At 48.5% G+C, this 11,516-nt stretch carries 10 protein-coding genes and 1 pseudogene; 5 read left to right on the forward strand and 6 right to left on the reverse strand.

Annotated elements, in window-relative coordinates:
• Window positions 1-22: 22 nt before the first annotated feature.
• Both J7E85_RS33620 and J7E85_RS33625 read left to right on the forward strand, forming a co-directional pair.
• Entirely contained in the window at window positions 23-808 is a 786-nt protein-coding gene (locus J7E85_RS33620; RefSeq protein ID WP_215164286.1) for a M15 family metallopeptidase, read from the forward strand.
• A 197-nt stretch (window positions 809-1,005) separates the two neighbouring features.
• Entirely contained in the window at window positions 1,006-2,469 is a 1,464-nt protein-coding gene (locus J7E85_RS33625) for a 4-hydroxyphenylacetate 3-hydroxylase family protein (RefSeq protein ID WP_215164287.1), read from the forward strand.
• A gap of 94 nt (window positions 2,470-2,563) precedes the next feature.
• Here the strand turns inward: J7E85_RS33625 and J7E85_RS33630 are convergent, their stop codons facing one another.
• Window positions 2,564-4,648 (reverse strand): DUF5054 domain-containing protein, encoded by a 2,085-nt coding sequence (locus J7E85_RS33630; protein WP_215164288.1) that lies wholly within the window; start codon window positions 4,646-4,648, stop codon window positions 2,564-2,566.
• A 205-nt stretch (window positions 4,649-4,853) separates the two neighbouring features.
• Window positions 4,854-6,416, reverse strand: coding sequence for a HEAT repeat domain-containing protein (locus J7E85_RS33635; RefSeq protein WP_215164289.1), 1,563 nt, complete (start codon window positions 6,414-6,416; stop codon window positions 4,854-4,856).
• 147 nt (window positions 6,417-6,563) lie between these two features.
• On the opposite strand from J7E85_RS33635, the gene J7E85_RS35040 reads away from it, so the two are divergent.
• The 3 genes from J7E85_RS35040 to J7E85_RS33650 all read left to right on the forward strand — a co-directional run bounded on the left by J7E85_RS35040 (window position 6,564) and on the right by J7E85_RS33650 (window position 8,735).
• A complete protein-coding gene (locus tag J7E85_RS35040) occupies window positions 6,564-7,436 on the forward strand; it encodes an AraC family transcriptional regulator (RefSeq protein ID WP_215164290.1) in 873 nt (290 codons plus the stop codon).
• A 138-nt stretch (window positions 7,437-7,574) separates the two neighbouring features.
• The gene (locus tag J7E85_RS33645; RefSeq protein ID WP_215164291.1) at window positions 7,575-8,444 is read left to right on the forward strand and encodes a serine/threonine protein kinase; all 870 of its coding nucleotides are present in this window, start codon (window positions 7,575-7,577) and stop codon (window positions 8,442-8,444) included.
• Between the two features lie 81 nt (window positions 8,445-8,525).
• The gene (locus J7E85_RS33650) at window positions 8,526-8,735 is read left to right on the forward strand and encodes a hypothetical protein (RefSeq protein WP_076323236.1); all 210 of its coding nucleotides are present in this window, start codon (window positions 8,526-8,528) and stop codon (window positions 8,733-8,735) included.
• Between the two features lie 92 nt (window positions 8,736-8,827).
• Here the strand turns inward: J7E85_RS33650 and J7E85_RS33655 are convergent, their stop codons facing one another.
• The 4 genes and pseudogenes from J7E85_RS33655 to J7E85_RS35045 form a co-directional block, all read right to left on the reverse strand.
• Window positions 8,828-9,451 carry a GNAT family N-acetyltransferase gene (locus J7E85_RS33655; RefSeq protein ID WP_353049613.1) on the reverse strand — a complete coding sequence of 208 codons (624 nt, stop codon included), beginning with the start codon at window positions 9,449-9,451 and terminating at the stop codon, window positions 8,828-8,830.
• The gene (locus J7E85_RS34485) at window positions 9,391-9,549 is read right to left on the reverse strand and encodes a hypothetical protein (RefSeq protein WP_251036242.1); all 159 of its coding nucleotides are present in this window, start codon (window positions 9,547-9,549) and stop codon (window positions 9,391-9,393) included. The genes J7E85_RS33655 and J7E85_RS34485 overlap by 61 nt, the downstream gene beginning before the upstream one ends.
• A 169-nt stretch (window positions 9,550-9,718) precedes the next feature.
• Complete coding sequence (gene nhaC, locus J7E85_RS33660) at window positions 9,719-11,095, reverse strand: Na+/H+ antiporter NhaC (RefSeq protein ID WP_215164292.1); 1,377 nt, start codon at window positions 11,093-11,095, stop codon at window positions 9,719-9,721.
• Between the two features lie 257 nt (window positions 11,096-11,352).
• Window positions 11,353-11,516 (reverse strand): annotated as a pseudogene (locus J7E85_RS35045) (group II intron reverse transcriptase/maturase); the annotation flags it as partial.

Raw genomic sequence — 11,516 nt, forward strand, 5'->3', positions numbered from 1 at the left:
AGCTAACGAGGAGGGACTTCACATGCACAAAAAAATCGTCAAATCCATCATACCTACGGTCATCATCGGTTCCGTTGTCACAAGCCTAGCCTTATCCGGTTTTCTAAGCAGCACCGGCATTGGCAAGGCGGAAGCTGCCGCGGCATCTTCTTCCAGCTTATCATTTACGAAGTTTTTGGAAAACAACGCTCCTAACCGAACTTTAAAAACGGTTCGTGGTTTAAATTCGGTCACCAATCTATCAAGCACCGTTGTACTTGTCAACAAGCAAAGAAATCTTCCATCGAGTTATGTTCCGCAAGACTTGGTTGTACCCCATATTCCGTTCAGTTTCTCGGGACCTAGTCCCAAAAAACAGATGAAAAAAGTAGCGTCATCTGCGCTGGAAAAATTGTTTGCGGCAGCCAAGAAAGACGGGATCGATCTCAAAGCCGTATCGGGCTACCGGTCCTATGCTACTCAAAAAGCCATATTCGAACGCAACGCTCGAAATAAGGGCGAGGCTGTCGCTAACAAAACAAGCGCGCGTCCGGGACAAAGCGAGCATCAGACCGGACTGAGCATGGATATATCCAGTGCTTCCGTAGGATATGCGTTGGAGCAAAGCTTCGGAAATACCAAGGAAGGCAAATGGCTGAAAGCCAATGCACCGAAATACGGATTTATCATTCGTTACGGAAAAGGCAAGGAGAAATTAACTGGCTATTCTTATGAGCCTTGGCATGTTCGTTACGTTGGTGTCTATATTGCGGGAGAAATCACGAGACAAAACCTCACGCTTGAGCAGTATCTGGGCCAATCCCAATAATCGAAATTTCAAGAAACGGACCATAACGGGTCCGTTTTTTTTGCCTGCTGTCTCTTCCTGGCTCAAGCTTTTGAGGTACATTCGCATATTTTATCCCGTTTCCGACGGACAACGTACTACGCATGGACTAAGCACGTACATTAACACAAGTAGACAGGTTTGTAAGCATACGATTTATCGAAAATGGGGTGAACAACGTGCCTATTAAATCGGGAAAGCAGTATATCGAACGGATTGACCGACGGAATATTAACATTTGGTATAAAGGAGAGCCTATCAAGGGACCTTTATCCGAGCATCCTGCATTCCAAGGCCTTATTCAAACCCAAGCCGATCTTTACGATATGCAATGTGAAGAAAGTTATATCGAACAGATGACTTACCCCTCGCCCGATACGGGAGAACGGGTAGGCCTGTCTTTTCTCCCGCCCAAGAACGCGGAGGATTTGCATAAACGCAGAATGATGATGGAATTATGGGCGAACAAGCATCATGGCTTTTTAGGGCGTTCTCCCGATTATATGAACACTGCGATCATGTCCTTATATACCGCTGCCGATATTCTGGAAGAGCATCATCCGAGATATGCGGAAAATCTCAGGAACTATTATAAGTACTGTCGTGATCATGATATTACATTATCTCACGCCTTCATCCAGCCCTATGCATGTAAAATGTCCGGTCAGCAAGATGCTGCTGAAGACACTGTCGCGGCTAAAGTCGTAGAGATTAACGATGATGGAATGATCATAAGCGGGGCCTTCCTGCTGGCAACACAAGGAGCTACTTGCGAAGAAATGCTGGTATTCCCGACACCGTCGCCAACGATGTCCCATGATGTGAATCCTTCTGCGTTTGCATTTGCGGTTCCCAACGATTTACCGGGCATGACTCTTATATGCCGTGAAAGCTACGGTACCACTTCTTCCTATGATTATCCCCTCAGCGCAAGATACGAAGAGATGGATACACTCGTCATCTTCGACCGCGTGCTTGTCCCCCATGACCGGATCTTTTACTATGGGGACGAGACTTACGCCGGGCGTTTATTCGGCGAGAGTCACTTTCATACGCATATCGCCCACCAAATGGTCACCCGTTTCATCGTTAAAACCGAATTCATGCTCGGCTTGCTGGAATCCTTGGCAGATGAACAGAACGTTGGACTCGAGCCCCATATGGTCTCGAATGTTTCAAAAATGATTACATTTCTCGAGACGTTCAAAGCATTAAGATTGGCTTCCGAGCAGGGTGCCAGCCAGGATAAATTCGGATATCTCGTTCCTGCCGCCAGTCCTCTTATCGCATCCAGCATGCTCTTCCCCAAATTCTATCCCGAGATGGTAGAGATGATACAGTTACTGGGCTCCAGCGGCCTGATTATGATCCCTTCTGAACTGGATTTTCATTCGGAATCAGGCCCTTACCTTAATCAATATTTAAAAGGATCCACGACGGAGGCTTGGGATCGTATCGCATTGTTCAGGCTTGCATGGGAGGTTGGTGCTAGCTCGTTCGGTGGCCGGCAAACCCAGTTTGAACGTTTCTTCTTCGGAAATGCGCAGACGGCAGCCTATCGGATGTATAACCATTTTGAGCAGCATGAGCAGCTTCGTAACAGGATTCACGATTTTATTAACAAGAACAATACCTCTTCATAACTTGACCGGCGGATGATCGTTCATATATAAAAAAAGATGCGAGTTAATAAACTCACACCTTTCCGTTTTGTTTTTCATGATGGGCACAATTAACTCATGAATGAGAATGCAGTCTCAATCTGAACCGATATTTCATATCGTCTTCGAACCACATCATAAAGTTCGTACCCCACACGTTATTGTGCAGATTGAAATGGAATCCACCGGTCAATGAAGCATAGGAGTTGTCGAATTGCAGCAAACGCGGTTCCCCCGGGCACACTAGCGGCGCGTCCAAGGTTTCAATGACCACCGTTCCGTCCGCCCCCTCATAATATAGGCCGGAATCGACACCATGCATGTTCCGGTTACCGTCCTTCACGACGAATAACGGAGATATACGCTGTCCCAGCTTATCCATCATCCATGCGTTGGGATTATCCACAAGGGGCGCAAACGAGAACCAGCTTGCTTCCGGAAGACGACAGGCTGGTTTGCCCTTCCAGCTTAGACTTATCTCTATGACGGGCTCATTCGCAAGAAAGGTATAGATTACGTTCAATCGCCGCGGAGCCCCATACTGCTTACTGAGAATCTCCGGTAGCTTCATTTCCACTGTTACGATATCATAATCTGCGCACCTCTTCAGGTGTATCGTCCGCAAGGATGCCGTATACCGCCGATGTTCCGGCCGCGGTTTGACATATTCGATTCCCGGCTTTCCGAAGTCGTTGTCCGCCCAGCCGTGATGAATATCCAGATTGGTCACGTATTCTTTAAAGAAGCGATCATAGTTTTCTTTGCTGAAGGTTTCATACCTATAAGTGCCAAGCCTCTGATGTTCGTCCGCCCATTCCTTCCCGGATCGATCCATCAATCGGTTTATCGAGCCGTCGGCAGCGAAGCTTACCTGAAACTGCCCTAATTCATAAAGCTCGTTCATATCGATCGGCTGCTTGCACTGCATCGGCTCCGAGTCTGGGACGGTTTGATGCCGACTCATCCGATCCAGCTCTATTCGCGCTTCAGCTGCCAACCCCTTCGGCAGCGATTGAACGGCCTCCTCAAGATAATCCCGTTGTTCCTGCCAAGAGCTCTCGTAATGGCTGTACGACCGAGTACCATTCGCCTGCTGGCATAGGTAATCGAATTTCCTCAGTTGATTGTCTTCAACGACATCCCGCGCTCTTGCAGCGGCTAGATCGCCAGTGGAATAATTAACGAAATCGACGAGATAGACGGAATTGTTCAGCCCCCAGGTATGCTCGGGGATCAACATCAGGCGATTGCAAAATCGAGCGTACGCATCACCGTCCTTGTCCAATTGACCGGATTCGATCCAGCGATCCCGAAGCCTTAGCAATTCACGGTAACGGGCGATTTTCCAAGGATCTGAGGCAATACCGTGTATCCACGAATCCCCGATTTCTTCGCTCACGACAGGCAATCGGTCCTTTACGGTTTGAAGCCGCCGGGCAAATGCATCAAGTGTCGAGGCCATGATTTCCGCCCCTGGATAATCCCGCTCCAACTGTTCAAATAAAACACGAATCTCCTCCATCGTGGATGGTCCATGGTTATCATGCGTATGGGCAAAATACAAAGCGTCCTCCAGCCCTTCCATTTGAAACGGTTTGCCGTAACTATCCGCATAATGAACGATGATCTCCGAACCGTCGGAAGCACGCCATACAAACATCTCCGGCACCTTGGGATTTTTGGACACCATATTAACGCCCAAATGCAAATATTGAATGCCGTGTTTAACCAGTAAGGGGACCATTGCAAGGGTATGACCCGGAACATCCGTCATTTTAGCGGCAATCGTGGTTTTTCCATACTTTTGGTCCAAGTCGCCCGAAATGGACATTCCGAATTCGAATAGCCGGGCATCCATGATTTCCGTATGCGTCGTAAACGGCAGCCCATGCCAAACTATCCGTCCCTCCGCAATGGCCTTTTCCATACGCGCCCGCATGTCAGGAGCAGCGGCTCCCAAAAACTCATGAATTAACCATGAGCCGGTCGTCCATACGAATTTTACGTTCCCCTCTTCGTTAGCCAGCTGCTCGGACAATTCCAAAGCCCGGGGTATAAAATGCTCCATATAACGCTCGATTACGTTCTTTCCGATATGGGTAAACCCGATGTCCAGATGGGTCTTGAACACGACATGAACTCTTTTGATTGATGTTGCCATGCATGACTGCTCCTTTCAACAATAAACGGCTAATGCCGAACTTTGAGCCTCATTTTACTAGAGCGCATCGCACAAGTCTTTGCATGAAAGGGTCATGCTTTTGCAAAAAAAGGACACCTGCTCGTGAATCACATCGAATTCTAGACATATAAAAAGACCTCTCGTTCCTATCAGGAATAAGAGGTCTTCGGACCGCATGCGGATATCAGAAAGTGCTCGCCTTCGTTGTGTCCGGACACCATCTGGCCGGTCGATAATATCGAATCAGGACATCCGTCGCCTCCGGGGTCCGCAGATGGGTAAGCGTTTCGAAGGCATACGCCCTTACATAACGGTCCTTGCTGTGCAGCGCTTGCTCAAGCGAATGGATCACGATGGGAACATCCGTGGCTTTGGCGGTGCGAAGCAGCGACAGGGCAGCAGTATATCCCGTTTTATTTAGGATATAGCTCTGCTGGCTGATGTCCGTATCATCGGGACCCGCGGCGTCTCTTTCTTCCTCTTGCAGAAGCGACTTCTCCAATACGTTTGCCAAGGCCTGACACACATCGCCTGCCTCCCTTCCCATTATACCCAGCGCTTCGACTGCATTTCGACGAACCCAATCGCTCGGATCCTGCAAGCACGCTTTCAATGCAGACACCGCCTCATTCGACGACGGGACGATCATGCCAAGTACGAAAACAGCAAGCGCCCTGCGCTTCTCGTTTGCGTGCTCCAGCAGTGCAAGCAGTCCTGGAACGGCTCCAGCGCCGGCACCTTGCAGTCCGTAAGCCGCTCTCTGCGCGATTTGCGTTGTTCCTTCGGAAATGAGGCGTATCAATTCATCGATTCCGGCGGAGCCCATTCGGCCAAGCGCATAACTTACATTCAAAGCTACCGGTTCCCTATCATTCAACATTTGGCCTAGTTCAGAAGCTAACGAAGCGGCCTTTTCTCCTAGCAATCCAGCTTGATCCGCGGCCCTTGCGCGAACGGTCTCGTCCTCGGACTTTAGATCTTCGACCAATTGCTCTATTTGGGCCTTGTCTCCCGTTACAGAGGGGATCCCCTGATCCGGTTCGCCGCGCATCCAGTTCCATATATCTCTCCATAGATTCAAATGCACGTAAGGTGTTCCGCCCGTAAAGCTCATCTCTTTCTCTTGATGATTCCAGCTCGGCGATTCCGGTGCACGCAATCGAACGAATTGAAACTTTAACATGTAACGATCCAAGTCAGAGACATTAAGCGAAGCTTTATGCCATAAATCAAAATGAACCAAAACCATCGTTCCCGCTTTGCCGGTAGGCAGCAGCGTCTTGCCTTGATCGCCTACAAACTTTTCGTAATATGCGGTACCGGGCATGATCGCGGTCGGTCCCATTTCCTCGGTGATATCCTGCATGTAATAAAAAATCATCGCCCACCAGGGCCGGTGGCTGCGCATGCTGGACCAGTAACCGTCCTTGTGCCACTGCCCGCCTCCCGGCAGCGGATCGCCCGGCTGATTATAATGGCAATGCCGATGCGGGTGCATATAGTAATCCGGTCCGAGAACACTCGTCAAAGCTCCTTTAACGACCGGCGTTTCGAAGAACTGCTGGATCTCGGGCACACGGGGCAGGATGTTATTGCCGGGATTTCCTTCCTCGTGCAATACAACATTAATTTTATCCCTGACGGCGTCATGAAGCTGATCCGGCAATTCGTTGTGAAGCACCACATACCCCTTCGTAATAAATTGAATTATTTGTTCATCCGTCAATAGACATTTACAATCCAACATCTCAATTCCCTCCTCATGCATGAAATGAATTCAGTGTTAGTATAGCAATGGTGACGATCGCTGTATTTACATAAACGTCAGGCTTTTGTACAATCGTCATGCGAATATCTATAGAATCTTATCTTATAAGGATGTGGATATAAATACGTGGATTTTGCCGTCTTCCATCCCTATGTGTTTTATGCGACACGGTATCCCTTTTCCAAAGGTCAAAGCAATAACAACCGGCACTGCTATTCGTCATCACTTTATCTAATTACCGAGGGTAGAGGCATCATTCGCACCAAAGGCCGCACATATCATACCGACCCGGGTTCCCTTGTATATATACCGGCTGGGCAGCCGCATGATTGGATAGCGGACAGCCAGGATCCCATGGTACATGTCTGCTGTTATTTCGACTGGTCCTATGTGGACCGCCGAGCTTTGGCCGATCATCCCAGCGTGATCTGTTATGACATTGCCCAGCTGATTCCTTCCTATGTAGGCCCTTCTTTTCCCTATGCCATACCTGAGCTCATGAAAGTTGAGAAGATCAACGTATGGAGCGACCTGTTTGAAAAATTCTACACCGGGAACCAGTTCGAGAATGAGCATACCTACATGCGCAGCGTAAGGACACAAAGCCATTTCCTGCAATTCATCGAGTATTTTCTTGCATTCGCATTGCAGGATGAGGCCATTCCCGATCATAGAATGAACAAATTACTGGAGCGACTGGATCAGGATATTCTGCACGGCAAGCTGCGTCCATTGGAGTCGTATTACGAGGAACTTCGAATCAGCAGAGGTTATTTTTTCGAATTGTTCAGGAGATCGACGGGCTTGCCGCCGACCCAATACATTAACCAGTTCCGCATCAATCGGGCCAAGGAGGATCTGCGCAATACGAACATCAGCATCACGGAGATCGCAGAAAAGCACGGCTTCTCTTCCATCCATTATTTTTCGAAGCTGTTCCGGCAACTTAACGGCTTATCGCCGCTAGATTATAGGAAAGATCCAATAGATGTCGATTGACTAGAGGAGGTTCATCCGATCGAATATACCCTCTATTCGTATAATCCTATCAAAAAGCTTATAATGTACGACAACAAGGGATCGCACTTGCTCTAACATTCTAGAGGGACCAACCCAAAGGAGAGATTTGGAATCGATATGCGTTTTTTCTCATACCTTAGCTCCTTTATAAGCGCTTGGCGGGATTACCCGGCTGAAGAAAATACGGTGCTGGGGAATCGTTATATCATTCAACAGATGATCGGGGAAGGAAGTTACGGCATCCTGTACCAATGCTTGGATCAACAAAGCGGAAGTGTGGTGGCGGTCAAACAGTCAAGACCCAGCAAAGGCCATTATGCTAGACAATTGCTGAATCGAGAGGCAGCAGTATTAAGATCCCTTCAGCATCCACAAATTCCGGCATATCGGGATTTCTTCTCGAACAACCGCAATTGTTATTTGGTCATGTCTTATATAAACGGTGATACGCTTGAAGATTTGATATTTGAACAAGATATGAAATACGAAGAAGACGAATGCATCGAAATCACGCTGCAGCTTCTGAAGCTAGTCCGATACATACACGAGCAAGGCTATGTTCATCTTGATCTGCGGATTCCTAACGTCCTGTTTAAGGATGGCAGGATCAATCTTATTGATTTTGGACTAGCGAGAAGGATCGGTGAACCCCCTCCGCTCCAAGTACCTGCACGAAAAAAGTTCAAGCGGAACAGCTCGGCGTCCTCTGTAAAATACAAGGATTCGAAGGAACGCGAGGATCTTCGGGACATTGGTCACTTTATGTTGTTCATGCTCTATTCCACCTACGAGCCGGATAACAACCGGAGCGCAGTCGTGGAGCGAAGCTGGCAGGAAGAACTGCATCTCTCGATTGAATTGCAGAATATGATCAAACGCTTGCTGCAATTGAGTGAACCTTACTTAAGTTCCTTGGAGTTCATGAACGAACTGCAATCGCTCGCTAATGCAAGAAACCACCCCTCGGATAAGAAGGGCAGCCTTTAATTTGATTATGGGGTTTCATTTATGTTACGATCCGATTAAATTATATGGAATGATTACGAACAAGAAAGGAGGATGTTTTGCATGTTAAGAAAGATCATGAACAAGCTTCTCCACTCTACATCCCATAGTCATAGCCGCAAGCGTCACAGCAGTTCCGCGAAGAATTATGGAAGAAAATACAGCAGCAGCCACGGCTATTCGCGTCGTAAAGGTTCCTCATCCGATTTAAGACATAGACATGGCAACCAAGGTCATGGCTATTATAAGAACAGAAGAGGCAGCTCGAGCTAATCATTAACATAATCATGGTGCACTTCATCCCTCAAATTGTTTGAGGGATTTCTTTATGGCTTACTTTAGAAGGGGGTCACGCTGCCCAGCATTCATCTGATTGTGAAATTAACCCCGTAATAGGACAATGCTAATTTACTTGCCACTCTCCGGGAAGCGTTATTCTCCCATAACGTGCTGTACAACGGCAGAGCGCCCACCTTACGCACCTCGATGGCCCATCCTGCAACAACGGCAGCCGCATAACCTCTTCCGCGAAATTCCTCTAACGTCTCAAGCCCGGCTTCGTGTGCTCCTTTTGTAATCCGAACGCTGCGGCAAACCGACACCAGCCTGTTCTCATGAACGAGCGCAACACAAGGCTGGCCATAATCGATTTCCGTGAACAGCCATTCAAAGCCGGTGAGCGAATATTCGTTCATATTTTCTCGAGTGATCCATACCGTCTGTTTGGCCGGCGTTGTTTTGTCAGGTATCCGATAACAGGGTCCGCTCGTGTAGTGCTCAGTATGAAGGAGATTCATATAAGCCGCAAAATGTTTAGGCTTCGTCTGAACTTCATCGTTTACGATCGGCTCATCTTCAACCAGCGCCTTCAATTGCCCGGCAATTCTTTCGGGAACGTCATGGCGAAACCTGCAGATCGCGGAGCCGTCTATCGTTCGGCCCAGGAAAAACCTGGGGGCAGGCTCATCTCCCGGCCAAGGCTCGTTGATGTGCGAATTCGCACATCCCGGTCATGCGTAAACATCGCCTGAACATGCAATTCCATCAGCGCCGTAGCGGTTGGCTCTTTATCTATCCAATGGTTCATGTTTATATCCCTCCCTTAAGAAATGAATCTACAATGTTGGCTTGCATATATCCATCGTATCAAATAAATCAAAGAACAGGTTGGGTATGAATCGCTATAATCAAAAAGACCCTGCCCCCCTATCCAGGAGGCAAGGTCAAGCACATGATCTATGTTTATTGGGTAATCCTTATATCTTCCTGCCAAGCGAGTTCCGCTGCAATCGCGGTATCAAGGCATAGGCAAACGTGAAGAGCGGGCTTAACCACAAGAAAGTTGCGTACGGCGCATATTCAATGACCGGAATTCCAAGCGTAGCAGCGAAGAAGGCGCCGCTTACCCCCCATGGAATCAGTGGGTTAACAAGCGTACCGCAATCCTCCAATGTACGTGACAACGTCTTCGCCGGAATTTCTCGGCGGACATACTCCTCCTTGAACATTTGACCAGGCAATAGGATCGATAAATATTGTTCGCCCGTCATGCCATTTACCGCAATGGAGGATGCCCCCGTCATCAGGACAATGCTGCTCTTCCGCTTCAGCGGCTGCATGACTTTGTGGAAGAAGGCTTCAATGACGCCGCAATGCTGAAGCAGCCCTCCCAAGGATAACGCAATCAATATCAGCGATACGGACCCCATCATCGATTGCAATCCGCCGCGATTGACAATGGAAGCCACGGTTTCGTTGGCTATCGTGCTCTTGTAGCCGCTCTGCATGACGCTGAACCAAACATCGACTGCCGACTGCTGCTGAACGAAGGCCGTTACGATGAGTCCGGTAACAATGCCGACAATGAGTGTAGGGAGGATCGGAATCCGCTTGATGGAACAGGCAATGACCGCAAGCGGTGATAGCAACGTTAGCCAATGAATATGGAATCCGTCATTCAGAGCAGCCTTGATTTGATTTATCGAGGTTAAATCCAGGGTATTCGCCGTTGGTGCAAGCAGGAAAAAGACCGTTGTCACGATTAGTGCCGGCACCGTGGTGTAGATCATATTGCCAATGTGGGTGAACAAGGATATGCCGGCAACCGCCGGAGCAAAATTCGTTGTGTCGGACAGCGGCGACATTTTATCCCCGAAACAAGCCCCACAGATCACCGCTCCTGCTGCCAAGGCCGGAGAAATCCCGGTCGTTACAGCAATCCCCATGAAAGCAACGCCAACCGTACTGACTGTCGTGAAGGAGCTTCCGGTAAACATCGACACCACAATCGTCACGTATAAAGCGCTCACGGCAAAATAATGCGGTTCAATATAATCCATTCCATAGTATAAAATGGTCGGGACGGTACCGCTCATCATCCATACTGCAATGAGAATGCCGATGAGCGAAAGGATGAGAATCGGCATAATCGCCGTTTGAATGCCTTGAATGATCGCGGATTCGAGCTGCTTCCAAGAAAACCCGAACAACCGCAGCAAGGCGGCGATACCCACGGTCGTTGCCAGGAGCGGAATATGCGGCTCTGCCTTAAGAAGAAAAATGGAGACAAATAGTACTGCCAATATAACCGCGATAAGAATGATGCTTTTTGAGAAACTGAGATGTCGTTCCATGGTGCTAAGACTCCTTATACATGGTCGTGACGGGAGCTCCTTCCCGTCCGCTTGTTTTATACGATGAGCTTTTTCGCTTTTATGCTTTTCGGCTTCTTTGCTTCTTTGCATTGAAGCGCGAATTACACTATATACGATAAATACGAACTTCGTCAATGTACGAACCATGAACAATGCAATCGAGTAGGAGGGGGCGGCTAACCCCCGTCCTCTCACACCACCGTACATGCGGGTCCGCATACGGCGGTTCCAAAAGGTTAACAAAGCTCCAGATAACGTGAAAGTAAACTTTTCAGCCCTTTCGCTTCCCAATAAGAAGTTGGAAGGGCGTTATTTGTGTTCCGAGACATTTCCCAGGCACCTCGGCGGGAATTTGCCATCCTGAAAGCTGCCCAGTCTGGTACGCCAAGGGCCCGTAGTT

This window comes from Paenibacillus sp. ISL-20, from assembly GCF_018613005.1.
Lineage (GTDB): Bacteria > Bacillota > Bacilli > Paenibacillales > Paenibacillaceae > Paenibacillus_AQ.

Excerpts from the sequence above, each read along its gene's own strand:
- J7E85_RS33620 (WP_215164286.1), top strand. The coding sequence starts at position 23 with ATGCACAAAAAAATCGTCAAATCCATCATACCTACGGTCATCATCGGT.
- J7E85_RS33630 (WP_215164288.1), bottom strand. The coding sequence starts at position 4,648 with ATGGCAACATCAATCAAAAGAGTTCATGTCGTGTTCAAGACCCATCTG.
- J7E85_RS33635 (WP_215164289.1), bottom strand. The coding sequence starts at position 6,416 with ATGTTGGATTGTAAATGTCTATTGACGGATGAACAAATAATTCAATTT.
- J7E85_RS33645 (WP_215164291.1), top strand. The coding sequence starts at position 7,575 with ATGCGTTTTTTCTCATACCTTAGCTCCTTTATAAGCGCTTGGCGGGAT.
- J7E85_RS33650 (WP_076323236.1), top strand. The coding sequence starts at position 8,526 with ATGTTAAGAAAGATCATGAACAAGCTTCTCCACTCTACATCCCATAGT.
- J7E85_RS34485 (WP_251036242.1), bottom strand. The coding sequence starts at position 9,549 with ATGAACCATTGGATAGATAAAGAGCCAACCGCTACGGCGCTGATGGAA.
- nhaC (WP_215164292.1), bottom strand. The coding sequence starts at position 11,095 with ATGGAACGACATCTCAGTTTCTCAAAAAGCATCATTCTTATCGCGGTT.